This window comes from Ornithinimicrobium panacihumi, assembly GCF_052073805.1.
GTDB lineage: Bacteria > Actinomycetota > Actinomycetes > Actinomycetales > Dermatophilaceae > Ornithinicoccus > Ornithinicoccus panacihumi.
In genome coordinates this window covers 108,849-134,235 of the sequence record NZ_JBQGWG010000002.1, presented here as the reverse complement: position 1 = coordinate 134,235, position 25,387 = coordinate 108,849, and the positions used below count along the sequence as shown (strand labels likewise).

The following is a 25,387-nucleotide window of genomic DNA, read 5'->3' as shown; positions in this document are numbered from 1 at the left end:
ACCTTCACCGGCACCCGCGCCGACGAGGGCGCCGCCTACATGGACTCCGCCTTCGACGACGCCATGGGCGATCTCTACGCCGACGGCGGCGTGGACGCCGACTCCGTCGACGGCGGCGCCGTCTACACCACCGCCGGTGGTGACTGGGACGACATCGCCAAGGACATCGCGACCCTGGGCGCCGAGCGCATCGTGGTCAACATGGGCCCGCAGCACCCCTCGACCCACGGCGTGCTCCGCCTCGTGCTCGAGCTGGACGGCGAGACCGTGCGCGAGGCCCGCGCCGGCATCGGCTTCCTGCACACGGGCATCGAGAAGAACATGGAGCACCGCACCTGGGTGCAGGGCACCACCTTCTGCACCCGGATGGACTATCTGACCCCGATCTTCAACGAGGCGGCCTACTGCCTCTCGCTGGAGAAGCTGCTGGGCATCACCGACCAGATCCCGCAGCGAGCCAGCGACATCCGCGTGCTGATGATGGAGCTCAACCGCATCGGCTCGCACCTGATCTGCCTGGCGACCGGCGGTATGGAGCTGGGCGCCACCACGATCATGACGACCGGCTTCCGCGAGCGTGAGCGCCTGCTGCGCTTCTTCGAGGCGGTCTCCGGCCTGCGCATGAACCACGCCTACGTCCGCCCCGGCGGCGTGGCCCAGGACGTCCTGCCCGAGCACCTCGACCAGCTCGAGTCCGAGCTGCCCGCCCTGCGCGACGGCATCCGCCAGCTCGAGCTGATGCTGCTGGAGAACCCGGTCCTGAAGGCGCGCACCGTCGACGTCGGTCACCTGTCGCTGGCCGGCTGCATGGCGCTGGGCGTCACCGGGCCGATCCTGCGCTCGACCGGGCTTCCGCACGACCTGCGCAAGTCCGATCCCTACTGCGGCTACGAGACCTACGAGTTCGACGTCATCACCCGGCGCGACATGGACGCCTACGGGCGTCTGGTCATCCGGCTCGACGAGATCTGGCAGTCGCTGCGGATCGCCGAGCAGGCCATCGCGCGCCTGCGCGCGAGCCAGGGCGAGCCGGTCATGGTCGCTGACCGCAAGATCGCCTGGCCGGCCCAGCTGTCGGTCGGTGCCGACGGCCAGGGCAACAGCCTGGACCACATCCGCACCATCATGGGCGAGTCCATGGAGTCGCTCATCCACCACTTCAAGCTGGTCACCGAGGGCTTCCGGGTCCCCGCCGGCCAGGCCTACGTCGGCATCGAGTCGCCCAAGGGCGAGCTGGGCTGCCACGTGGTCTCCGACGGCGGCACGCGCCCCTACCGCGCGCACTTCCGCGACCCCAGCTTCCACAACCTGCAGGCCGCCTCGGCGCTGGCGGAGGGCGGCCTGGTCGCCGACGTCATCGTCGCCGTCGCCTCGATCGACCCCGTGATGGGAGGCGTAGACCGATGACCGAGTCGCACTTCACCTACACCCAGGGTGAGCCGCCGCTGCACTACCAGACGCCGCTGCACGCCTCCGACGAGCCCTACGCCGAGGACGTCCTCGAGCAGCTGCGCCAGGACGCGGCGGCGATCATCGCGCGCTACCCGCAGAAGCGCTCGGCGCTGCTGCCGATGCTGCACCTGATCCAGTCGGTCGACGGCTACGTCACGGGCCGCGGCGTGCAGTTCTGCGCCGAGCAGCTCGACCTGACCACCGCCGAGGTCAGCGGTGTGGCGACCTTCTACACCCAGTACAAGCGCCACCCCAACGGCGACTACACCGTCGGGGTCTGCACCAACACACTGTGCGCGATCATGGGCGGCGACCAGATCTTCGACGAGGTCAGCGAGCACCTGGGCATCGGGCACGACGAGACGACCGAGGACGGCAAGATCACCCTCGAGCGGCTCGAGTGCAACGCGGCCTGCGACTTCGCGCCGGTCGTCATGGTCAACTGGGAGTTCTTCGACAACCAGACCCCGGAGTCCACCAAGGCGGTCGTGGACCAGCTGCGCGCCGGCGAGCCCGTGGCACCCACCCGCGGTCCGTCGCGGGTGTGCACCTTCAAGCAGGTCTCCCGCGTCCTGGCCGGCTTCTCCGACGGTCTGGCCGACGAGGGCGTCGGCGCCGGTCCGGCCTCGGTCCAGGGCACCGTCCTGGCCCGCGAGAAGGGCTGGACGGCACCGGTCAGCGGTGGGCAGGCCCCCGAGGCCGCCGACACCGAGGCCAGCGCCGAGGGCAGGGCGGGCGGCCTCGACGCCGGTCGTCACACCTCCCAGGACACCCCCAGCAACGAGCCCGACGAGAAGCCGGGCGACGGTGACATCGGTGACGGCCGCACGGCCGAGGCCGAGGCGAGCAAGGAGGGCGGAGCATGAGCGTGCTGACCCCGGTCCTGACCAAATTCTGGGACGACCCCCAGTCCTGGACGATGGCCACCTACGAGGCCAACGAGGGCTACCAGGGCCTGCGCAAGGCCTTCGAGCACGACCCGGCCGACCTGGTCGCGATGGCCAAGGACTCCGGCCTGCGCGGTCGTGGTGGCGCCGGCTTCCCGACCGGCATGAAGTGGGGCTTCCTGCCCCCGCCGGACGGTGGCCCCCGCTATCTCGTCGTCAACGCCGACGAGTCCGAGCCGGGCACCTGCAAGGACATCCCGCTGCTCATGGCCGCGCCCCAGTTCCTCATCGAGGGCATGGTCATCACCAGCTACGCCATCGGCTGCCACCACGCCTTCATCTACCTGCGCGGCGAGGTCGTCCACGTCTACCGCCGCCTGCTGCGCGCGGTGGAGGAGGCCTACGCGGCCGGCTACCTGGGCAAGAACATCCTGGGCACGGGCTTCGACCTGGACATCACGGTCCACGCGGGCGCCGGCGCCTACATCTGCGGCGAGGAGACGGCGCTGCTGGACTCCCTCGAGGGACGTCGCGGCCAGCCCCGCCTCAAGCCGCCGTTCCCGGCCGTCGCGGGTCTCTACTCCCGCCCGACCGTGGTCAACAACGTCGAGTCCATCGCCTCGGTCCCGCCGATCCTGCTCCACGGCGCCGACTGGTTCAAGGACATGGGCACCGAGAAGTCGACCGGTTTCGGCATCTTCAGCCTCTCCGGCCACGTCAACCGCCCCGGCCAGTACGAAGCCCCGCTGGGCATCACCCTGCGCGAGCTGATCGACATGGCGGGCGGGATGCGCAACGGCCACAAGCTGAAGTTCTGGACCCCCGGCGGCTCCTCGACCCCGCTGTTCACCGACGCGCACCTGGACGTCCCGCTCGACTTCGAGTCGGTCGCCGCCGAGGGCTCCATGCTCGGCACGCGCGCCCTGCAGATCTTCGACGAGACCACCTCGGTGGTCCACGCCGTGGCCCGGTGGATCGACTTCTACGCCCATGAGTCCTGCGGCAAGTGCACCCCCTGCCGCGAGGGGACCTACTGGCTCAAGCAGATCCTGAACCGCCTCGAGGAGGGCAAGGGTCTGCCCGGCGACATCGAGAAGCTGGACGACATCTGCGACAACATCCTCGGCCGGGCCTTCTGCGCCCTCGGTGACGGCGCCACCAGCCCGGTCACCTCGGCCATCCAGTACTTCCGCGAGGAGTTCGAGCAGGCCATGCACACGCCGTGGTACGAATCCTTCCCGCCGGAGCGCTCCACCCTGTTCGCGAAGGAGAGCCAGCCCGCATGACCACCTCCACCTCTCCCGCAGCCGGCGGCAACGCCGTCACCGACGGCGGCGACGCCTCGATCCCGGACGAGCCCGACGTGAAGATGGTCGAGCTGACCATCGACGACGTGCCGGTCTCGGTGCCCGAGGGCACCCTGGTCATCCGGGCCGCCGAGCAGATCGGGATCCAGATCCCGCGCTTCTGCGACCACCCGCTCCTGGACCCGGTCGGCGCCTGCCGCCAGTGCCTGGTCGACGTGGCCACCCCCGACCGCGAGGGCAACGTCAAGCCGATGCCCAAGCCGCAGGCGTCCTGCACGCTCACGGTCAGCCCGGGCATGGTCGTCAACACCCAGCACACCAGCGCCGTGGCCGACAAGGCCCAGACCGGCGTCATGGAGCTGCTGCTCATCAACCACCCGCTGGACTGCCCGGTCTGCGACAAGGGCGGCGAGTGCCCCCTCCAGAACCAGGCCATGTCCGACGGCCGCCCGACCTCGCGCTTCGACGACGTCAAGCGGACCTTCCCCAAGCCGATCAACATCTCCAGCCAGGTCCTCCTGGACCGTGAGCGCTGCGTCCTGTGCGCGCGCTGCACCCGGTTCTCCGACCAGATCGCCGGAGACCCGTTCATCGCGCTGATCGAGCGCGGCGCCCTCCAGCAGGTCGGCATCTACGAGGAGAAGCCCTTCGAGAGCTACTTCTCGGGCAACACCGTCCAGATCTGCCCGGTGGGCGCGCTGACCGGCTCGGCCTACCGCTTCCGCTCGCGCCCCTTCGACCTGGTCTCCACGCCCAGCGTCTGCGAGCACTGCGCCTCCGGCTGCGCGATCCGCACCGACCACCGCCGCGGCGTCGTGCTGCGCCGGATGGCCCTCGAGGACGGCCAGGTCAACGAGGAGTGGAACTGCGACAAGGGCCGCTGGGCCTTCACCTACCCCACGCTCGGCGATCGCCTGCGCGACCCCGTGGTCCGCGGCGCCGACGGTGCCTACGCCGTCGTCGCCTGGAAGCAGGCCTACGAGGCTGCCGCGGCCGGGCTGACTTCCGCCGCCGGCCGCGTCGGGGTCCTGGTCGGTGGCCGGGTGAGCGTCGAGGACGCCTACGCCTACGCCAAGCTGGCCCGCACCGCCCTGGGCACCAACGACATCGACCACCGCGCCCGCCCGCACAGCCAGGAGGAGGCCGAGTTCCTCGCCTCCCGCGTGGCCGGTGTCCGCGACATCAGCTACGCAACCCTCGAGAAGGCCTCCTCGGTCCTGCTCGTCGGCTTCGAGCCCGAGGACGAGAGCCCGATCGTCTTCCTGCGCCTGCGCAAGGCCATGCGTCGCAACAAGACCCAGGTCTTCTCGGTGGCGCCCTTCGCCACGCGCGGCCTGACCAAGCTCGGCGGCACGCTGCTCGCGGCCGCGCCGGGGACCGAGGCCGAGGTGCTGCGCGCCCTGGCCGGTGGCTCCAACAACGGCGACGAGCGGTATGCGGCAGCCGCCGGCTCGCTCTCGGGCGACGCGGTCATCCTGGTGGGGGAGCGCCTGGCGACCTCGCCCGGTGCCCTGTCCGCCGCGGCCGAGCTGGCCGACTCCACCGGAGCCTCGCTGGCCTGGATCCCCCGTCGCGCCGGTGAGCGCGGCGCGATCGACGCCGGCGCGATGCCCAACCTGCTGCCCGGTGGCGACCTCGTCTCCCCGGCCGGCCGGGACACCACCGCGATGCTGGAGGCCGCGGCCTCCGGCGAGCTGGCGGCCCTGGTCGTCGGCGGCGTCGAGATCGACGACCTCCCCGACCCGGAGCTGGCCCGGCGAGCCCTGGCCAGCGCCTTCGTGGTCAGCCTCGAGGTCCGCGAGACCGACGTCCACGAGTTCGCCGACGTCATCCTGCCGGTCGCCCCGCAGCAGGAGAAGGCCGGCTCGTTCGTCAACTGGGAGGGCCGTCTGCGCCCCTTCGAGCGGGCGATCGACTCCGCCTCGGTCTCCGACCACGTGGTCCTGGACCGCCTGGCCGGCGCCCTCGGCGTCGACCTGGGCACCGGCACGCTGAGCGAGGTCCGGCACGAGATCGCCGGCTTCGGCGAGCGCGCCGAGGCCACCCGCCCGGCCGCCCCCAACGTCCAGCCCGCCGTCCCGGCCTCGGTCGGCGCGGGCCAGGCCGTGCTGGCCACCTGGCACCACCTGCTGGACGCCGGTTCGCTGCAGGACGGCGAGCCCTTCCTGGCCGGCACTGCCCCGGCGGCCGTCGCCCGCCTGTCCGCCGCGACCGCCGAGGGGATCGGCCTGGCGGTGCCCGCCGCTCAGACCGCCTCGGTCACCGTGGCGACCGAGCGTGGGCAGATCACCCTCCCGGTCGTCCTGACCGAGATGCCGGACGGCGTCGTCTGGGTGCCCACCAACTCGACCGGCTCCACGGTCCGCGCCACGCTCGGTGCGGACGCGGGCGCCGTCGTGCAGATCTCCGCCGCCCCGTCCGACCCCCGAGGTGAGGCATGAGCGCAACCCTGCTGACCGCATACCCCGAGCTGTTGCTCGCGGGGACGACCGTCGCGACCGACGACCTGCCGGTGGCCGACTTCAGCGACACCCCCATGTGGCTGTCGTTCGTCAAGGCGATGTTCCTCTTCCTCTACCTGCTGATCTCGGTCGTCATCGTCATCTGGTTCGAGCGCCGCGTGATCGGCCGGATGCAGCAGCGTCCGGGCCCCAACAGGTTCGGCCCGATCGGCATCCTGCAGACCGCGGCGGACGGCGCCAAGCTCTTCCTCAAGGAGGACGTGACGCCCAAGGCGGCCGACAAGCTGATGTTCATCCTGGCGCCGCTGCTGGTGGCGTCGCTGGCCTTCGTCTCCTTCGCGATCATCCCGCTGGGCGGCGACGTGCAGATGTTCGGCCACACCACGCCGCTGCAGCTGACCGACACCCCGGTCGCGGTGCTGCTGGTGCTGGCGGTCGCCGGTGTCGGCGCCTACGGCTTCGTGCTGGCCGGCTGGTCCTCCGGCTCGACCTACCCGCTGCTGGGCGGTCTGCGTTCCACCGCCCAGGTGATCTCCTACGAGATCGCGATGGGTCTTGCCCTGGTCGCCGTCTTCCTCTACGCCGGCTCGATGTCCACCAGCCAGATCGTGGCCAAGCAGACCGAGACGTTCTTCTGGGGCATCCCCATGTGGTACGTCATCCCGCTGTTCTTCAGCTTCGTGGTCTACGTCATCACGATGGTCGGCGAGACCAACCGTCTGCCCTTCGACCTCGCCGAGGGCGAGGGTGAGCTCGGTGGTGGCTTCCACACCGAGTACTCCTCGATGAAGTTCGGCATGTTCTTCTTCGGCGAGTACATCAACATGTTCACCGTCTCCGGCCTGGCCACCACCCTGTTCCTGGGCGGCTGGCACGCCCCGTGGCCGATCAGCCTCATCGGTGACGGCATGTTCGACCAGGGCTGGTGGGGCCTGCTGTGGTTCACCCTGAAGATGTGGGGCTTCATCTTCTTCTACGTCTGGCTGCGTGGCTCCCTGCCGCGTGTCCGCTACGACCAGTTCATGCACCTGGGCTGGAAGATCCTCATCCCGCTGTCGCTGGCCTGGGTCATCGCGGTCATCATGATCCGCTCGGCCCAGGAGGGCTTCTTCGGCGCCGGCGTCCTGCCGCTCATCATCACCCTGGGCCTGATCGGCGTCTTCGTCGTGCTCGGGATCATGCTGTGGGACCGCTACGCCCAGCGCCGCGACGCCGAGCGCGAGGCCCGGATGGAGGTGCCGGAGGAGGTCGACCCCTTCGCCGACGGCTTCCCGGTCCCGCCGCTGCCCGGCCAGAAGCTGGTCGAGCCCAAGAGGGGGCTCGAGCAGGCCGCTCCGGTCCCGGTCACCAGCACCCGCGCGAGCACCGACACCACCGACTCGGAGGAGAGCCGTGGCTGACCAGTTCGACCCCACCACCGACCCGGCGGACGAGGCCGGCACCCCGACCCGTCGAGAGCAGGCGGCCACCCCGGCCACGCACTCGGTCGACCCGACCGGGGGCAGGAAGGAGTCCGGCCCCATCGCCTCGCTCTTCGCCCCCGTGGCCGGCTTCGGCGTCACCTTCGCCCAGATGTTCAAGAAGGTGCCCACGCAGGAGTACCCCGAGGTCAAGTTCCCCACGGCCAAGCGTTTCCACGGCCGGCACCAGCTCAACCGCTACCCGGACGGGCTGGAGAAGTGCATCGGCTGCGAGCTGTGCGCCTGGGCCTGCCCGGCCGACGCCATCTACGTCGAGGCTGCGGACAACATCGAGGGTGCCCGCTTCTCGCCCGGCGACCGCTACGGCCGCGTCTACCAGATCAACTACCTGCGCTGCATCTTCTGCGGCCTGTGCATCGAGGCCTGCCCCACCCGGGCGCTGACGATGACCAACGAGTACGAGCTGGCCGACCCGACCCGCGGCGCGCTGATCTACGAGAAGCACCAGCTGCTGGCCCCGCTCGGCGACCAGATGCTCACCCCGCCCTTCCCGATGGCCGAGGGCATGGAGGAGCGCGACTACTACCGCGGCACCGTCACCGGTCCGACCGCGGCCCAGCAGGAGTATGTGGCAGCTCGCGACCGCGACGCCGCCGCCTCTCCCACCGATGAGGAGGTCACCCGATGACTCCCGCCCCCGAGGTCATGATCGACGGCATGGAGGTGGCGCTCTTCTGGGTGCTGGCCCTCACCGCCGTCGTCGGAGCGCTCGGCCTGCTCTTCGCCCGCAAGGCCGTGCACGCGGCGATGGGCATGGCGATGACCATGGTCAGCCTGGGCATCATGTACGTCGCCCAGAACGCCGAGTTCGTCGGCATCATCCAGATCTTCGTCTACTCCGGCGCGGTCATGATGCTCTTCCTCTTCGTCGTCATGCTGGTCGGTGTCGATGCCTCCGACTCGATGATCGAGACCCTCAAGGGGCAGCGATTCTGGGCCTTCCTGATCGGCGCCGCCTTCGCCGCGGCCGCGGTCTTCGGCCTGTCCCGCGTCGACTGGCCGGCCGCCGTCGGCCTGGAGGCCGCGCAGGCCGAGGGTCCCGTCACCGCCCTGGCCCGAGAGATCTTCGAGCGCCAGGTCTTCGGCTTCGAGATCCTCGGCGCCCTCCTGGTCATCGCCGTGATGGGCGCGATGGTCCTGGCCCACCGCCAGCGGCTCCAGCCCCGGGTCACCCAGCGCGAGGCCTCCGAGGCCAAGATCCGCTCGGGCAAGTGGCTCGCCGGCAAGCCCAACCCCGGTGTCTACGCCCGCCACAACGCGGCCGACACCCCGGCCCTGGCCCCCGACGGCAGCCCCGTCGAGGAGTCGGTGCCGCGCGTGCTCGTCGCCCGTGGCCAGGTCCAGTCCCCGGAGGCCTACCGCCTCCCCGACGGCGCCTCCACGACGTCCGGTTCGACCCCTGAGGAGGGTGAGCGCTGATGGGGCTCCAGGCCTACATCTACCTGTCGGTCGTGCTCTTCACGATCGGCGCGATCACCGTGCTGACCCGCCGCAACACGATCATCGTGTTCATGGGCATCGAGCTCATGCTCAACGCCTGCAACCTGGCCCTGGTCACCTTCGCCCGCATCCACGGCTCCGTCGACGGACAGATCTACGCCCTGTTCGTCATGGTCGTGGCCGCCGCCGAGGTCGTGGTCGGGCTGGCCATCATCATGGCGATCTTCCGTGCCCGCCGCTCGGCCTCGGTCGACGACGCCAACCTGCTGAAGCTGTAAGGAGCGAGCCAACGTGTCTGTGCTTGAGACCGTCGCGGGCCTTTCGCTCGCCACTCCCGACACCACCCCCATCGGGGTGGGGGAGTACCTCCCTGCCGACGGAGGGATCACCGCCGTCGGCTGGCTGATGATCGCACTGCCGCTGCTGGGCGCCGCCATCCTGCTCTTCGGTGGCCGCGTGACCAACTCCTGGGGTCCGCTGCTGGCCACCGTCCTGTCCTGGGGCAGCTTCCTGGTCGGCGTGCTCGTCATCGTCCAGCTCCTGGGCTACGGCGCCGAGGAGCGCGCGCGCCAGTTGACCCTGTGGGACTGGAGCAGCGTCGGCGACCTGGACATCCACGCCGGCCTCCTCATGGACCCGCTGTCGATGACCTTCGTCATGCTGATCACCTTCGTCGGCTCGCTGATCCACGTCTACTCCCTGGGCTACATGGAGCACGACCCGGACAAGCGCCGCTTCTTCGGCTACCTCAACCTCTTCGTGGCGGCCATGCTGCTGCTGGTCCTGGCCGACGGCTACATGCTGCTGTTCGTCGGCTGGGAGGGCGTCGGTCTGGCCTCCTACCTGCTCATCGGCTTCTGGTACCAGAACCCCGCCTACGCCTCCGCGGGCAACAAGGCCTTCATCGTCAACCGCTTCGGTGACGTCGGCATGATCACCGCGATGGGCCTGATGCTGGCCACCTTCGGGTCGTTCAGCTTCGCCGAGGTCCACGGTGCCGTCGACCAGGTCCCGACCTCGACGCTGACCATCCTGGGCCTGCTGCTCCTGCTCGCGGCCTGCGCCAAGTCCGCGCAGTTCCCGCTGCAGAGCTGGCTGGGCGACGCGATGGCCGGCCCGACCCCGGTGTCGGCGCTGATCCACGCGGCGACCATGGTCACCGCCGGCGTCTACCTCGTGGCCCGCTCGCAGGCGATCTTCAACGCCACCCCCGACGCCCGCCTGGCCGTGGCGATCGTGGGCACCATCACCCTGGTGATGGGTGCGATCATCGGCTGCGCCAAGGACGACATCAAGAAGGCGCTGGCCGCCTCGACGATGTCCCAGATCGGCTACATGATGCTGGCCGTCGGCCTGGGCCCGATCGGCTACATGTTCGCCATCTTCCACCTGGTCACCCACGGCTTCTTCAAGGCCGGGATGTTCCTCGGGGCCGGCTCGGTCATGCACGCGATGCGCGACAACGTCAACATGCGCCGCTTCGGCAACCTGTCCTCCAAGATCAAGATCACCTGGGTCACCTTCGCCCTGTGCTGGCTGGCCATCATCGGCTTCCCCGGCTTCTCGGGCTGGTTCTCCAAGGACAAGATCATCGAGGCCGCCTTCGCGGCCGAGGGCTGGCAGGCCTGGGTGTTCGGCGGCGCGACCCTGATCACCGCCGGCATCACCGCCTTCTACATGTCGCGCCTGTTCTTCATGACCTTCCACGGCAAGGCCCGCTGGGAGGACGAGGCGCACCCGCACGAGTCGCCGCTGGTGATGACCATCCCGATGATGATCCTGGCCGTGGGCGCCGTCGTCCTGGGCTTCGGCCTGTGGACCACGGGCATCTTCCCGTCGTGGCTTGCTCCGGTCTTCGGCGAGGCCCCGCACCCCGAGCCGATCATCCCGATCCCGGCCATCCAGATCTCGGCCGCCGTGCTGATGGTGCTGGGCGCCGGCTACGCCTGGCTGCGCTACGGCCGTGACGAGGTCCCCGTGACCGCCCCGGCCGGCAACGCGCTGACCAAGGCCGCCCGCGTCGACCTCTACCAGGACGACGTCAACGACGCCCTCGTGGTCTCCCCGGCCATGTCCTTCTCCCGGACCATGGTCGAGGCCGAGCGCGACGTCGTCGACGCCGGCATCGTCGGCGGTGCCCCCGCCGCGCTGTCGGGCGCCAGCGGTCTCATCCGGCGTGCCCAGAACGGGTTCGTCCGGTCCTATGCCCTGACGATGCTGCTCGGCGTCGTCGCCATCCTCGGTGCAGTGTGGGTGATGCAGTGATGAACTTCCCCTGGTTGACCACGCTGGTGGTCCTGCCGCTGGTCGGCGCCCTCGTCGTGGCCCTGCTGCCCAAGGGCAGCACCATGGTCCGGCAGGTCGCCCTCGGCTTCTCGCTGGTCACGCTGGCCGTCGGTATCGGCGCCGCGCTGCAGTTCCAGCCGGGCGCCGGCGATCCCTTCCAGCTCGAGGAGCAGCACGCCTGGATCCCGCAGTTCGGGGTGTCCTACGCGCTGGGCGTCGACGGCATCTCGCTGACGATGATCCTGCTCAGCCTGATCCTGGTGCCGATCTGCCTGCTGGCCGCCTGGGACGACGTCCCGGCCACCGGCCGCCGTCAGCACGGCTACTTCGCGCTGATGCTCTCGCTGGCCTCGCTGATGGTCGCGGTCTTCGCCGCCACCGACGTCTTCCTCTTCTATGTCCTCTTCGAGGCGATGCTGATCCCGGTCTACTTCCTGATCGGCATCTACGGCGGGTCGCGCCGCAAGCGGGCCGCCACGGTCTTCCTGCTCTACTCCCTGGCCGGCGGTCTGATCATGCTGGTCGCGGTCATCGGCCTCTACCTGGCCGGCCCGCGCGGGACCGAGGGCTTCCTGGTCACCAACCTCATGGGCCTGGACCTGCCGGTCGAGGCCGGCCGCTGGCTCTTCCTCGGCTTCTTCATCGCCTTCGCGATCAAGGCGCCGATGTGGCCGGTGCACACCTGGCTGCCGCTGGCCGCCGAGCAGGCCCGCCCGGCCACCTCGGTGCTGCTGGTCGGCGTGCTGGACAAGGTCGGCACCTACGGCATGATCCGCTTCTGCCTGTCCTTCTTCCCCGAGGCCAGCCAGTGGGCGACCCCGGTGATCCTGGGCCTGGCCCTGCTGTCGATGGTCATCGGCGCCTTCCTGGCCATCGGTGAGCGCGACATGCTCCGCCTGATCTCCTACACCTCGATCAGCCACTTCGGCTTCATCGTGATGGGCATCTTCGCCTTCACCACGATCAGCCAGACCGGCGCCGCGCTCTACATGGTCAACCACGGCTTCACCACCGCCGGGCTGTTCCTCGTCGCCGGCATGCTGATCGCCCGCCGCGGCTCGCGCGACATCGCCGACTTCGGCGGCTGGCAGAAGGTCACCCCGCTCATCGCCGGCTCGCTGCTGTTCGCCGGCATGTCGGGCCTGGCGCTGCCCGGTCTGAACTCCTTCATCAGCGAGTTCCTCGTGATCGTCGGAGTCTTCCAGCGGCACACCTGGCTCGGCGTCCTGGCCGCGATGGGCGTGATCCTGTCGGCCGGCTACATCCTGTGGATGTACAAGCGCGTCGCCACCGGGCCCGCCCCGGCGATCGAGGCGGTGCCGGACATGACCGGTCGCGAGAAGCTGGTGGTCGCCCCGATCATCGCCGCCTTCCTCCTGCTGGGCTTCTTCCCCAAGCCGGTCCTCGACGTCCTCGAGCCCGCCGTGCAGCAGACCCTCCAGCACGTCGGGGTCAGCGACCCCGCTCCGGCTGTCGACACCGCTACCGCGAAGGGGAGTGGCCGCTGATGAACGACATCTTCACCCCGCCCGCCATCAACTACGTGGCGCTCCTGCCGATGATCATCGTCTTCGTCGGCGGTCTGATCGGCGTCCTCCTCGAGGGCTTCCTGGGGCGCGGGAGCCGGTATGCGGCACAGCTGCCGCTCGCCGTCGTCACCCTGGCCCTGGCCTTCGTCGCGCTCGTCGTGCTTGGCCCGGACAACCAGGGCATGACCGCCGCCGAGGCCGTCTCCTTCGACGGCCCCGCGCTGGTGCTGCAGGGCCTCATCCTCCTGCTGAGCCTCATCGGCCTGCTCGTCATGGCCGAGCGCTTCGGCGGCCAGCAGGCGGACGCCTTCACCCAGGCCGGCGCCTCGGTCCCCGGCTCGGCCGAGGAGGCCTACGCAGGCGCCCACGGTGGCACCACCACCGAGGTCTTCCCGCTGACCCTGCTGTCCGTCGGCGGCATGATGCTCTTCGTCAGCGCCAACGACCTGCTCGTGCTGTTCATCGCCCTGGAGATCCTCTCCCTGCCGCTCTACATCCTCACCGGCCTGGCCCGCCGCCGTCGCCTGCTCTCGCAGGAGGCCTCGCTGAAGTACTTCCTGCTGGGCTCCTTCAGCTCCGCCTTCTACCTCTTCGGCGCGGTCATGCTCTACGGCTACGCCGGCTCGATGCGCTTCGGCGACATCGCCGCCGCGGTGTCGGCCAACGTCGGCATGGACGGCCTGCTCGTCCCCGGCCTGATGCTCGTCGCGGTCGGCCTGCTGTTCAAGGTCGGTGCCGTCCCGTTCCACGCCTGGACCCCGGACGTCTACCAGGGCGCCCCAACCCCGGTCACCGGCTTCATGGCCGCCTGCACCAAGGTCGCCGCCTTCGGCGCCATGCTGCGCGTCTTCTACGTCGCGCTGGAGGGTGCCCGCCTGGACTGGCAGCCGATCCTGGCCGTCATCGCCGCGCTGAGCATGGTGGTCGGCGCCCTCATGGCCATCGTCCAGACCGACGTCAAGCGGATCCTGGCCTACTCCTCGATCGCCCACGCCGGCTTCGTGCTGACCGGTCTGATCGCCATCGACCAGTCGGGCATCTCCTCGACGATGTTCTACCTGTTCGCCTACGGCTTCATGACCATCCCGGCCTTCGCGATCGTCGCCCTGGTCCGCTCCTCGGGCACCGAGGCCAGCCAGGTGGGCCAGTGGTCCGGCCTGGCCAAGCGGGCCCCGTGGGTCGCGGCCGCCTTCACCTTCCTCATGCTGGCCTTCGCGGGCATCCCGCTGACCTCCGGCTTCACCGGGAAGTTCGCGGTCTTCGCCGCGGCGATCAACCAGGGCTACGCCTGGCTGGCCGTCATCGGTGTGCTGGCCAGCGCCGTCACCGCCTACATCTACTTCAAGCTCGTGGTGCAGATGTGGCTCGGTGACGAGAGCGGCGACACCGTCGTGGCCAGCCCGTCCCTGCTGACGACCTTCGCGATCGTCGTGGGCCTGGCCGTGACGCTGGGCCTGGGCATCATGCCCAGCCCGCTGCTCGACCTGGCGCAGAGCACCGCGGTCTTCCTCCGGTGACCTTGCCGCACACCCCTGCAGCGCCCGTCGTCCCCACCATCCCCGGGATCGACGAGGCGCTGCAGGCGCGAGTGGCCGAGGGCATGGCGGCGGTCACGGCCCGCCTGCACGAGGTCGTCGACCACGACGACCCTTTCATCGCCGAGGCCAACGCCCACCTGCTCAACGCCGGCGGCAAGCGCTTCCGCCCGCTGCTGACCCTGCTGTCCAGCGAGGTCGGTCAGGGCTGGAACGTTCAGGTGGTGGACGCCGCGGTCGGGGTCGAGCTGACCCACCTGGCCAGCCTCTACCACGACGACGTCATGGACGAGGCGGACCTGCGCCGGGGCGTGGAGAGCGCCAACTCCCGCTACGGCAACGCCACCTCGATCCTGGTCGGCGACCTGCTCTTCGGCACCGCCTCGGCCGTCGTGGCCGACCTGGGGCCGGAGGCCGTCAAGATCCAGGCGGAGACCTTCGTGCGCCTGTGCTCGGGCCAGATCCGCGACGACCGTCAGACCGAGGGCGGAGTGGGTGAGGTCGACGGGACCGCGCTGGCCGGTGACGCCGACGACCCCGCCGCCGTCACCGCATACCTGGGCATCCTCGCCGACAAGACCGGCGCGCTGATCGCCACCGCCGCGCGCTACGGCGCGATGTTCGGCGGATGCGACGAGCGCACGGTCGCCACCCTGACCGCCTTCGGCGAGAAGATCGGTGTGGTCTTCCAGCTGGCCGACGACCTGCTCGACGTCGCGTCCCTGGCGACCACCTCCGGCAAGACCCCGGGCACCGACCTGCGCGAGGGCAAGGCCACCCTGCCGGTCCTCTACGCGCGCACCTCCGAGGACCCCGCCGACGAGCGGCTGCTGACCCTCACGCGGGGCCCGATCACGCAGGCCGCCGAGGTCGAGGAGGCCCTGGAGCTGCTGCGCGCCCACCCGGCGATGACCCAGGCCCAGCAGCACACCCAGCGCGTCGCGGACGAGGCCAGGGCGCTGCTGGACGGGCTGCCCGCCGGGCCGGTCGTCGACGCGTTGCACGCCCTCGTCGACGGCGTCGCGCTACGCTCGAGCTAGATGAGCCAGCCCAGCGACACCACGATCCGCGTCTACCTGCTCGACGACCACGAGCTGGTGCGTCGTGGTCTGCACGACCTCCTCTCGGCCGAGCCGGACCTGGAGATCGTGGGCGAGTCCGGCAGTGCTGTGGAGGCCACCCGGCAGATCGTCGAGCTCGCGCCCGACGTCGCCGTCCTCGACGGGCGGCTCCCGGACGGGTCCGGGGTCGAGGTCTGCCGTGACGTGCGCGCCGAGAACCCTGCCATCCGGGCGCTGATCCTGACCAGCTACGACGACGACGAGGCGTTGTTCGCGGCGATCATGGCCGGCGCCGACGGCTACGTCCTCAAGCAGATCGCGGGCACCGACCTCGTCGACGGCATCCGCTCGATCGCCGGGGGCCGCTCCCTGCTGGATCCCTCCCTGGTCACCAAGGTCATGGACCGGCTGCGGCGCGGCGACCCCGAGGCGGACCGGCTGGCCCTGCTCACCGACCAGGAGCGCCGGATCCTGGAGCTGATCTCCGAGGGCATGACCAACCGGCAGATCGCCCAGAGCCTCTTCCTGGCCGAGAAGACGGTGAAGAACTACGTCACCAGCCTGCTGGCCAAGCTCGGGCTGGAGCGCCGCACCCAGGCCGCCGTGCTGGGCGCCAAGCTCTTCGACAAGTAGCGCCGCCACCTCCCCGCGGCCCTCATCCCCGCGCGTCGCGGAGCCAGACACGCCTCGGTCGGGACCTTGGTCCCCCCAGAGTCCGGACCCCCGCCTCTACTACCACGCGTCGGGGCGTGGCAGGCTGGGATCAAGCCACGATCACAGCAGGGAGAAGGGGCGAGATGAGCGCCACGGTCCAGGCCCCGGGAGCGGTGCTGGTGGGCGTGGACGGCTCCCGGCACAATGCCGCGGCGATCGCCTGGGCCACGGCGGAGGCAAGCTCTTCCGCCGCGCCCCTCGTCCTCGTGCACGACACGGGGGGACGCACCAGCGAGGCCGCCGGTCGGGCGACCGTGGACCGGGCGGTCTCGCTCGTGGCCAGGATCGACCCCGACGCCGTCCCCGTCACCGAGGTGAGCAGCGAGGGGCCGGCGACCGGGCTGCTCAGGTCGGCCCACGAGCACGATCTCGCGCCGGGCGGCGTCGGCACCAGCATGGTCGTGGTCGGTCGTCGCGGGGCCGGTGGTTTCACCGAGCTGAGCCTGGGGTCCACCGCGCGCACGCTGGTGCACGAGGCGGGCCCGACGACGGTGGTCGTGCCACCGGGCTGGATGGGTCAGAACCTGTCGCCCGCAGCACCCGTCGTCGTGGACGCCACCCTGCCCGGCCACGGGCACGACGGCACGACCTATCTCCTCGGGGCCGAGGACGCGCGCGCCGGTCGGGACCGGGCGCTCTCGCTCGCGATGGCCCGCGCGGACCGGGAAGGCCGGCCGCTGGTCGCCGTCCTGGCCTGGTCCGTCGACGCCACCGCCGCCCTCGAGGGCAGGGGCATCGCCGACGTCTGGGCCGAGCACGCCGCGGCCGCCGAGCGCGAGCTGGCGGAGGTGCTGGGGGAGTGGGCCTCCGTCTACCCGGGTGTCGAGATCCGGTCGATCACCACCGACCGGCATCCCGTCGCCGCGCTGCTCGAGCACGCCCAGCAGGCCGAGCTCGTGGTGGTGCCCCGCGGCTCACGCGGGTGCGCGCTCGTGGAGTATGCCGCCTGCCCGGTCGCGGTGGTCTGAGGGCGGTCCGGCTAGACCGGGATCCACCACCGCAGTTCGGTGCCGTGCGGCTCGACCCGCAGCAGCTCGACGTCTCCACCACGCTCGTGCGCCCGCGCCCGGACGTTGCCCAGGCCGCTGTGGGCGGTCTCGGCGGGGATGCCGACGCCGTCGTCCCGCACGCTGATCCTGAGGTTGTCGGCGTCCGCGACGGCCTGGACCACCACCGAGGACGCCCTGGCGTGCCGGGCGACGTTGGAGAGCGCCTCACGCACCACCATGAGCACCTGGCTCTGGGCCTCGTCGTCGGCGACCGAGTCCAGCGGGCCCACCAGCTCGATCAGGGGGGCGAAGCCGAGCGTCGGCGCGTAGGACTCCACGAGCTGGCGCAGGTCGGCCCGGAAGCTGCCCGCGTCCGGACGGTGCCGCAGCTCGAAGATGGTGGCCCGGATGTCCCGGATGGTCTGGTCCAGCTCGGAGACGGCTCCCTCGAGGCGTTCCTTGACCTCCGGCACGGTGGCGCGGCGACTGGCTCCCTGGAGGGTGAGACCGACGGCGAACAGCCGCTGGATGACCAGGTCGTGCAGGTCGCGGGCGATGCGGTCGCGGTCCTCCAGGAGGGTGAGGAGGTCGTGCTCCCGCTCCCCCTCCTCGCGGTCCAGGATGAGCGAGGCGTGCAGGGCCAGGACGCTGAGGGCGTCACGGACCTGTTGCTGGGTGACTCCGGGGAAGGGGCGCCACTCGCTGACGACCATGACCACCGAGGAGCGGTCCCGGGTGTCCAGCGGCACCAGGGAGGTGCAGCGGGGGCGCGGGTTCTGCTCCTGCGGGTCCGGCGGCGCGGTGGTCCAGTGCTGCTCCTGCCTGCCGGCCAGCGCCTCGTGCACGTCGGCCTCGAGCTCGGTGAGGGTCGCTGAGACCTCCCTCCCGGCGCCGGCGAGCAGCCTTTGGCTGCCCTGCGGGCCGGGGGCCACCAGCGCCACGCTCCGGGCGCCGCTGAGCTCCCGCACGCGGGCGGCCAGCAGGGGGAGGGTGACCTCGAGGTCGACCGCGTCGACGAGGGTGCGGTCCAGCTCCCAGACCGTCTCGGCCACCTGCTGGTGCAGGGCGCCCACGCGACGCTGCCGCACCGACTCCAGGCGTGGGCCCAGCGCCGTGGCGATGGCCTCCACCATGAGCCGGTCCCGGGCGTCCGGCTCGCGCTCCCACCCGGTGGCCAGCAGGGTGCCGAACTCCGTGCCGCCGACCACGACGGGCATCTGCACGCGAACCCCGAAGCGCGGGTCCTCGTGACCGGCCATCAGAGTTTCGGCCGTGTCGTCCGAGCGGTCGATCCCCTCGCTGAGCACGTGGGAGAACCAGCCCGGGTGCGCCTCGTCGTCGACGCCGAAGAGCGTCACCCCGGCACCGGTCATGGCGCGGACGATCCGCAGCGAGCGCCGCAGCAGCTCCCCGACGTCGTCGATGGTGCTCAGCTCCTGCGCGGCGTGCAGCAGCGCCAGGGTGTCGGAGTGGGAGCTCATGATGACCCAACGCTAGTGCCCGCCGTGGCGGTGGCCGGGAGGCCACGCCACGACGGGCACGAGGAGGCGGGCAGGGCCCGCGTCGGGTCAGCGCTTGGAGCGGTAGACGTGCGCGACGCCGGGGCGCGGCACGCTGTCGCCCAGGTAGGGATAGTTGCTCGGCAGGCCCTCCCCGGGGTGCTGGACGCAGACGAGCACCGAACGGTCGTCCCAGGAGACCACGGGGCCGCAGCACTCGGCGCCGGCCGGCACGGAGAGGAACTGCTGGACCTTGCCCTTGTCCTCACCGGCGGTCGGCATGAGGAACATGCCGTCGCAGGTGCCGATGGTGCCGGGGGCGCCGTCCGTGGCGAGCCACAGGTGGTCGGGCTGGCTGTCGAAGGCCACGTTGTCCGGGCAGCTGATCGGGGAGACCAGCGACTTGTCGTAGCCGTAGAAGTAGGTCGACGGGTCCTCCGGACGGCCGGCGATGAGGACGATCTGCCAGGTGAAGGTGAGGGCGGCCGCGTCGTTGCCGTCCTCGGTCCACTCGATGACGTGACCGAACTTGTTGTTCGCCCGCGGGTTGGCCTCGTCGATCTGCGACGGGGCGCGACGGGTGTTGTTGGTCATCGCCGCGTAGACTTTGCCGGTGTGCGGGTTGGGCTCGACGTCCTCGGGGCGGTCCATCTTGGTCGGGCCCATCTTGTCGGCGGCCAGACGGGTCCAGATGAGGACCTCGGCCACGGACATGCCGGGCACCTTGGACCGGCCGTCGACGACCAGGCCGATCCACTCGCCGGTGCCGTCGTTGATGCCGTCCTCGAAGCCGTCACCGGTGAACCTGGCCACGTAGAGGTCGCCCTCGGACAGCAGGGTCATGTTGTGCTTCTTGTCGCCCTGGCGGTAGCGGCCCTTGGAGACGAACTTGTAGACGTAGTCGAAGCGCTCGTCGTCACCCATGTAGGCCACGGCGCGGCCGTCGGCAGCGAGGCGGATGGTGGCGCCCTCGTGCTTGAAGCGGCCCAGCGCGGTGTGCTTGACCGGGGTGGAGTTCGGGTCGTCGGGGTCGATCTCGACGATCCAGCCGAAGCGGTTCACCTCGTTGGGCTCGGAGGTGATCATGAAGCGCTCGTCGGCCTGCTCCCAGCCACGGCCGGAGGCGGAGATGCCGTAGCGGGCCAGCTTGCCCTCGGGGTCCTCGGCGCCGGTGGCGTTGAAGTACTGGTGGAAGTTCTCCTCGCCGGAGAGGGTGGTGCCCCAGGGGGTGTCGCCACCGGCGCAGTTGTTCAGCGTGCCCAGGACGGTCCGGCCGGTCGGGTCGGCAGAGGTCTTCAGGGCGTCGTGACCGGCGGCGGGACCGCTGACGGCGAAGGGGGTCCAGGCGTGGATACGACGGTTGCGCGCGCCGTTCTTGTCGTAGGTCCACGGCGCGAACTGTCCCTTGCGGGCGACCTCGACGATGGTCATGCCGTGGGCGGCCATCTCGATCGCGGCCTGCTCGGCGGTCGGGCCGGCAGCCTCGTCGTAGCCGGGGAACATCAGCTCGGGGTTGGTGTACTCGTTGTTGAAGACGATCAGGCCCTTGTTGGCGCCGTTGTTGCCCTTGCCACCGCGACGCAGCGAGAGGTAGTCGGCGTTGTAGCCGGCCTGCTTCTTCTGCGCCTCGACCGACTGGTTGTGCACGTCGAAGGCGGGCGCGCCGGCCTCGACCGGGTCGCCCCAGGAGATGACGGGGGCCCAGTCGTAGCCCTCGGGCACGACGAGGTCGTCCACGTGGGCGGGGGTGGGGGCGATCGGCTCGAAGCCGGCCAGGTTCTTGCCGCCCCTGCCCTTGCCGGGCGCGGCGACGGCCTGCTCGGCGGTGCCCCACGCCAGGGAGGTGACCACGGCGGTGCCGGCGGCACCCTGCAGGACGGAGCGGCGAGACACGGAGGCGGCGACGATGTCGCCGAAGTAGGTGTTGGCGGAGGTGTTCGGCACCGGCTGGGAGCACTGGTCGCCACAGCGGTACTGGCAGGTCTTGGCGCTGCGGTTGGTCAGGTGCTGGGACAGGACGCTCAGCGGCAGCAGGGTGCGGCGCGGCGCGGTGGGGGCAGACACGTGGATTCCTCGCTTCGTCGGTCAACGTCGATCACCCGGGGCGGGACCCCCGGCTCGCCCGTGACGCTAGGCCTCCCGGGTGACGCGGTCGGCGACGTGACTGTGAACAGTTGACGGCGGGCCGGTGAAGCCGGGTGGAACCGGCACGGCAGGGATGCGGGGCACCACCGCATACCCTTGGGGCTGACCAGAAATCTCCTGAGGGGACCCCGCACCGATGAACTCCCGCCGCGCCCTCGCCGGCCTGCTCGCGATCCTGCCCCTGGCCGTGCTGCTGGTCGCCAGCAGCACGCTGCCCCCGCCGGAGCGCGTCCCCACCCACTGGTCGGGACGCTTCCCGGACGGGTGGGACAGCGGCGCCGGGCTCCTGACCGGCGTCTTCGTGGTCACCGTGATCGCCGCGATCGTCTCCTCCGCCTCCGGCCTGCTGCAGCGCGCCATCCCGCAGAGCTGGTCGCGCTGGATCGTGGCGACGGCGGCGACGGTCGGCTGGGCGGCGGTCGCGATCTACGTGGTCACCGTCTGGCGCACCGGCGTCGACGGTCCGGACCGGGTCGGGGACGGGTGGATCCTGGTCGCGATGCTGGTGGGGCTGGCGCTCGGGATCCTGGTGTATGTGGTGCACGGTCGCCGAACGCCGTCGGCCAAGGAGCTGGCCGCACTCGTGCCCGAGCGCTCGCGGGTGCAGCCGCTGCGCGGCCGGGCCGCCCGGCCGGTGGAGCCGTGGGCCACCGAGGTCTCCTCGGGCATGCTGCGCGTCATGGGCTGGGTGCTGCTGGGCGTCATGCTCGTGGTCGCGGTCGTCATCGGCCTGGCCGGGCAGAGCATCTGGCTCTGCGTCGTCCTGGTGCTGACCGCTCTGGGCACCGGGGGAGTGGCCCTGGCGTGGTCGAAGGTGCGGATCAGCGCGGACGCGGACGGCCTGACGATCCGCTCGCTCGTGCTGCCGGTGCGCGTCTCCCGCACGCCGGCCGAGAACATCGCCGGTGCCGACGTGCAGGTCCTCGACCCCATGAAGTGGGGCGGCATCGGGCTGCGTGCGCTGCCGGACCGCACGGCCTACATCGTCGACTCCGGTGGCCCCGGCATCGTGGTCTACAAGAGCGACGGGCGCCGGCTCGCGCTGCAGATCACCGAGGGTGATCCGGCTGCGCGGGCCGGCGCCCGGACGCTGCTGCAGGCCGCGGGTCAGCGGCTGGGAGCCTCCGCGAGGTCCTGATCGGCGGACGGGGCGCCGCCTCGCCCGAGCGAGCGCTCGAGCTTGGCGCCCTCGACATCGACGTCGGGCAGGATCCGGTCGAGCCAGCGCGGCAGCCACCAGGCCTTCTCGCCCAGCAGCGAGAGCACCGCAGGGGTGAGGGTCATGCGGACCAGGAAGGCGTCCACGAGCACGCCGACCGCCAGGCCCAGGCCGATCGGCCGGACCATCGTCAGGTGCGCCCAGATGAAGCCGCCGAAGACCGAGATCATGATGATCGCGGCGGCGGTGACGACGCGGGCGCTGTGGTTGAAGCCGGTGACGACCGCGGTGCGTGCGCCCTTGCCGTGGACGTGCTCCTCGCGCATGGCCGAGACCAGGAAGACCTGGTAGTCCATGGCCAGCCCGAAGAGGATGCCGATGAGCAGGATCGGCAGGAACGAGATGACCGGTCCGGCCTCGTTCACCCCGAAGACGGGGGAGAGGTGGCCCAGCTGGTAGACCGCGACCACCGCGCCGAAGGCGGCGACGATCGAGAGCAGGAAGCCGGCGGTGGCCAGCAGCGGGATCCAGATCGAGCGGAAGACCAGCAGCATCAGGAGCAGGGAGAGCCCGACCACGACGCCGAGGTAGATCGGCATCGCGTCGGCGAGCTGCTCGGAGATGTCGATGTTGGCCACGGTCTGCCCGGTGATGTCGATGCTCGCGCCGTGCTCCGTGCCGAGCTGGGGCAGGGTCGCGTCCAGCTCGTCGACCAGGGCCACGGTGGAGGTCTCCGTCGGGCCGCCCTCGGGCTGGATCTGGAAGGCGAGGACGTCGCGGTCCTCGCTGACCCCGGCCGGGAGGACCCGCAGCACCCCGTCGATCTGGGCGAGGTCCTCGGCGATGTCGGCCTGGGCGTTGAGCAGCGCCGTCTCGCCCTCGGCGACCGGCTCCTCGAGCTCGGCCACGGCCAGGACCGCGCCGGTGGCGCCGGCGCCGAACTCGCTGCGGATGGTGTCGTAGGTGGTGTAGGCGGTCGAGCCGGCCGGCTCCGAGCTGCTGTCCGGCAGGCCCAGGCGCAGCTGCCCGGTGGGATAGCCCAGGGCCGCCACGATCGCGATCACGCCGAGGATGGCCAGCCAGGGGCGCCGCTGCACCCAGGCGGCCCAGCCGCGGTGGGTGTCGGCCTCGCGGGCGTCCTGCTCGGCGGTCTCGTGGTCGTCGCCGGAGGCGAGGGCCTCCCGCGCCTTCTTCGGCAGCACCCGCAGGCCGACCAGGGACAGGACCGCCGGCGTCAGGGTGATGGCGACCAGGACCGCCAGGGCCACGGTGGCGGCGGCGACCAGACCCATGGTGCCGAGGAAGGGCATGCCGGTGACGGTCAGGGCGGCCAGGGCGATGATAACGGTCAGCCCGGCGAAGGTGACGGCATTGCCCGAGGTGCCCACGGCCAGCGCGATGGACTCGGTGGCGCCCATCCCGTGCCGCAGCTGCTGGCGGTGCCGGTTGATGAGGAAGAGGGAGTAGTCGATGCCCACCGCCAGGCCGAGCATGAGCGCGAGCACCGGGGTGATCGACTGCATCTCGAAGACCGGTGAGAGCGCCATCGCGCCGGCGACGCCGATGCCCACCCCGACGAAGGCCATGAGGATCGGCAGCCCGGCGGCCACGAGCGAGCCGAGCATGACGAGCAGGACGATGCCGGCCACGGCCAGACCGACGGCCTCGGAGGGGCCGAAGATGGAGTTGAGGTCCATCGAGAACTCCTGCGAGAAGTCCACCTGGACGCCGCTGTCGGCCTCGATGGCGTCCCCGATCGCCTGGATCTGCTCGGCGACCTCGGGGGTGATCGCGGCGACCTCGCTGCCGGTGACGGAGACCTGGGTCATCGCGACGGTGCCCGCCTCGTTGACCACGCGCATGCCGTCGGTCAGCTCGGCCATCCGCTCGCCGGCGGCCAGGGCCTCGCGACCCTCGGCCAGCTCGGCCTCCCCGTCGGTGATCTGCTGCTCGCCGTCGGCGATCTGGGTCCTGCTCTCCTCGAGCTGCTTCTCCCCCTCGGCGAGCTGGGCCTCCCCAGCCTCCAGCTCGGTGCGCGAGGCGTCGAGCTCGGCCTGCCCGGCGGCCAGCTGCTGGCGGCCACCGTCGATCTGGGCCTGCGCGGCGGCGATCTGGGCGCGGGCGGCCTGCTCCTGCTGCGGCGGGATCACGCCGGCGGCCACGCCCTGCTCCAGCTGGGCGAGCTGGGCGTCCAGGTCGGCCTGCCCCGCGTCCAGCTGCTGGGCCTGGGCGTCGATCTCGGCCTGCCCCGCCTCCAGCTGCTCCTTGCCCTGGGCGAGCTGCTCACGGCTGGCCTCGAGCTGCTTCTCCCCGTCCGCCAGCTGCGTGCGGCCGTCCTCGAGCTGGGCCCGGGCGTCCTCGAGGTCGGCGGCACCCTGCTCCAGCTCGGCCCGCCCGTCGGCGAGGTCGCCGGCGGTCCCGTCGAGCTGGTCCTGGGAGGTGAAGGGGTCGATGGCCTCGACGTTCTCCATGGCGTTCCAATCCTCGACCACGCCGGAGATGGCCTCGCGCTGCTGCTCGGTGAAGGGGGCGTCGCTGGTGAAGACGACGGTGCCGGTGGTGCCCGACGCCTCGGGGATCTCCTCGCGCAGGGTGTTGAGCACCGTCTCGAACCGGCTGCCCGGGATGGAGATGTTGTTGTTCAGGGGCTTCATGAAGGTCAGCGCGCTCGCGGCGACGATGACCAGGAGGGCGGCCCAGGCCGCGATGACGGTCCACCGGTGCTGGGCGCACCAGCGCCCGAGTCGGTGCAGGAGTGTGGCCACGGGGGTGGTCCTTTCGGGTTGGTTCAGGAAGTCGCGTGCTCGGGGGCCCAGCCCCGGTCCAGATAGCCCAGGGCCTTGTCGAGCATGTCCGTGAAGCGCCGGGCGTCGGCGTCGGTGACCTGACGAGGGTCGGCCAGGCTGGGCAGCCACAGCTGCTCGGTGGCCGCGAAGGAGTGCATGACGCTGGTGGCCAGGGTGGCGATGTAGAGCTGCTCGGTGCCGTCCGGCAGCTGGGTCGCCAGGAGCTCCTCCAGCCAGACCCCCATCTCCGTCCACACCGGCATCTCGATCCGGGCCCGGGCCTCGGGGTCGAGGTCGTGGCAGTTGAGCAGGGCCAGCCAGGCCAGGAAGTCCCTGGGCACCCCCTGCCGGCGCACCATCTCGCGCACCGCCGGCAAAGGGTCGGTCCGCAGGCCGTCCATGTCGATCTGCTCGATGAGGGCCAGGGCGTAGGCCGAGTGCACCTCGACCAGCACGGCGTGGATGCCGGCGTAGTAGTTGAAGAAGGTGCGGCGGGAGATGCCCGCCCGCTCGGCGACGGCGTCGACGGTGATCTCGGTCAGGGCGGTGCCGGGGAGGAGATCGCGGAGGGCACCGACGATGGCCTCGCGGGTCCGGGCCTTGTTGAGCTCCCGCCGACCGTGGATCTCGCGTCCCTGGATCTGCGTCACCCCAC

19 protein-coding genes are annotated in these 25,387 nt (G+C 71.0%); 15 read left to right on the top strand and 4 right to left on the bottom strand.

The window, feature by feature from the left end; translation table 11 throughout:
- Window positions 1–39 precede the first annotated feature (39 nt).
- The 14 genes from ACTMMA_RS02730 to ACTMMA_RS02665 all read left to right on the top strand — a co-directional run bounded on the left by ACTMMA_RS02730 (window position 40) and on the right by ACTMMA_RS02665 (window position 17,122).
- Window positions 40–1,407, top strand: coding sequence for an NADH-quinone oxidoreductase subunit D (locus ACTMMA_RS02730; protein WP_441188767.1), 1,368 nt, complete (start codon window positions 40–42; stop codon window positions 1,405–1,407).
- Window positions 1,404–2,318 carry an NADH-quinone oxidoreductase subunit NuoE gene (gene nuoE, locus ACTMMA_RS02725; RefSeq protein ID WP_441188564.1) on the top strand — a complete coding sequence of 305 codons (915 nt, stop codon included), beginning with the start codon at window positions 1,404–1,406 and terminating at the stop codon, window positions 2,316–2,318. Before ACTMMA_RS02730 ends, nuoE begins: the two co-directional genes overlap by 4 nt.
- Window positions 2,315–3,625, top strand: coding sequence for an NADH-quinone oxidoreductase subunit NuoF (gene nuoF, locus ACTMMA_RS02720; protein ID WP_441188563.1), 1,311 nt, complete (start codon window positions 2,315–2,317; stop codon window positions 3,623–3,625). Before nuoE ends, nuoF begins: the two co-directional genes overlap by 4 nt.
- Complete coding sequence (locus tag ACTMMA_RS02715; protein WP_441188562.1) at window positions 3,622–6,087, top strand: NADH-quinone oxidoreductase subunit G; 2,466 nt, start codon at window positions 3,622–3,624, stop codon at window positions 6,085–6,087. Before nuoF ends, ACTMMA_RS02715 begins: the two co-directional genes overlap by 4 nt.
- A complete protein-coding gene (nuoH, locus tag ACTMMA_RS02710) occupies window positions 6,084–7,508 on the top strand; it encodes an NADH-quinone oxidoreductase subunit NuoH (RefSeq protein WP_441188561.1) in 1,425 nt (474 codons plus the stop codon). The genes ACTMMA_RS02715 and nuoH overlap by 4 nt, the downstream gene beginning before the upstream one ends.
- On the top strand, window positions 7,501–8,217 hold the full coding sequence (gene nuoI / locus ACTMMA_RS02705) for an NADH-quinone oxidoreductase subunit NuoI (RefSeq protein WP_441188560.1): 717 nt from the start codon (window positions 7,501–7,503) through the stop codon (window positions 8,215–8,217). The genes nuoH and nuoI overlap by 8 nt, the downstream gene beginning before the upstream one ends.
- Window positions 8,214–9,008, top strand: coding sequence for an NADH-quinone oxidoreductase subunit J (locus ACTMMA_RS02700; RefSeq protein WP_441188559.1), 795 nt, complete (start codon window positions 8,214–8,216; stop codon window positions 9,006–9,008). Before nuoI ends, ACTMMA_RS02700 begins: the two co-directional genes overlap by 4 nt.
- A complete protein-coding gene (nuoK, locus tag ACTMMA_RS02695; protein ID WP_441188558.1) occupies window positions 9,008–9,307 on the top strand; it encodes an NADH-quinone oxidoreductase subunit NuoK in 300 nt (99 codons plus the stop codon). The genes ACTMMA_RS02700 and nuoK overlap by 1 nt, the downstream gene beginning before the upstream one ends.
- Before the next feature lie 127 nt (window positions 9,308–9,434).
- Window positions 9,435–11,294, top strand: coding sequence for an NADH-quinone oxidoreductase subunit L (gene nuoL / locus ACTMMA_RS02690; protein ID WP_441188766.1), 1,860 nt, complete (start codon window positions 9,435–9,437; stop codon window positions 11,292–11,294).
- Window positions 11,294–12,823 (top strand): NADH-quinone oxidoreductase subunit M, encoded by a 1,530-nt coding sequence (locus ACTMMA_RS02685; RefSeq protein ID WP_441188765.1) that lies wholly within the window; start codon window positions 11,294–11,296, stop codon window positions 12,821–12,823. The genes nuoL and ACTMMA_RS02685 overlap by 1 nt, the downstream gene beginning before the upstream one ends.
- Window positions 12,823–14,361, top strand: coding sequence for an NADH-quinone oxidoreductase subunit NuoN (gene nuoN / locus ACTMMA_RS02680; protein WP_441188557.1), 1,539 nt, complete (start codon window positions 12,823–12,825; stop codon window positions 14,359–14,361). Before ACTMMA_RS02685 ends, nuoN begins: the two co-directional genes overlap by 1 nt.
- Window positions 14,358–15,419 (top strand): polyprenyl synthetase family protein, encoded by a 1,062-nt coding sequence (locus tag ACTMMA_RS02675; protein ID WP_441188556.1) that lies wholly within the window; start codon window positions 14,358–14,360, stop codon window positions 15,417–15,419. The genes nuoN and ACTMMA_RS02675 overlap by 4 nt, the downstream gene beginning before the upstream one ends.
- Complete coding sequence (locus ACTMMA_RS02670) at window positions 15,420–16,073, top strand: response regulator (protein WP_441188555.1); 654 nt, start codon at window positions 15,420–15,422, stop codon at window positions 16,071–16,073.
- Window positions 16,074–16,237: 164 nt separating this feature from the next.
- Window positions 16,238–17,122, top strand: a complete 885-nt coding sequence (locus ACTMMA_RS02665; protein ID WP_441188554.1) for a universal stress protein — start codon at window positions 16,238–16,240, stop codon at window positions 17,120–17,122.
- Between the two features lie 11 nt (window positions 17,123–17,133).
- Here the strand turns inward: ACTMMA_RS02665 and ACTMMA_RS02660 are convergent, their stop codons facing one another.
- Window positions 17,134–18,624: a sensor histidine kinase gene (locus ACTMMA_RS02660; protein WP_441188553.1), complete on the bottom strand. Its 1,491-nt coding sequence runs from the start codon at window positions 18,622–18,624 to the stop codon at window positions 17,134–17,136.
- 87 nt (window positions 18,625–18,711) lie between these two features.
- On the bottom strand, window positions 18,712–20,706 hold the full coding sequence (locus ACTMMA_RS02655; protein WP_441188552.1) for a PhoX family protein: 1,995 nt from the start codon (window positions 20,704–20,706) through the stop codon (window positions 18,712–18,714).
- Window positions 20,707–20,923: 217 nt separating this feature from the next.
- Between ACTMMA_RS02655 and ACTMMA_RS02650 the strand changes: the two genes are divergently transcribed.
- Window positions 20,924–21,925 carry a hypothetical protein gene (locus ACTMMA_RS02650; RefSeq protein WP_441188550.1) on the top strand — a complete coding sequence of 334 codons (1,002 nt, stop codon included), beginning with the start codon at window positions 20,924–20,926 and terminating at the stop codon, window positions 21,923–21,925.
- Here the strand turns inward: ACTMMA_RS02650 and ACTMMA_RS02645 are convergent.
- A complete protein-coding gene (locus ACTMMA_RS02645) occupies window positions 21,895–24,711 on the bottom strand; it encodes an MMPL family transporter (protein WP_441188549.1) in 2,817 nt (938 codons plus the stop codon). The genes ACTMMA_RS02650 and ACTMMA_RS02645 overlap by 31 nt on opposite strands.
- A gap of 23 nt (window positions 24,712–24,734) precedes the next feature.
- Window positions 24,735–25,382, bottom strand: a complete 648-nt coding sequence (locus tag ACTMMA_RS02640) for a TetR/AcrR family transcriptional regulator (protein WP_441188548.1) — start codon at window positions 25,380–25,382, stop codon at window positions 24,735–24,737.
- Between the last annotated feature and the right edge of the window lie 5 nt (window positions 25,383–25,387).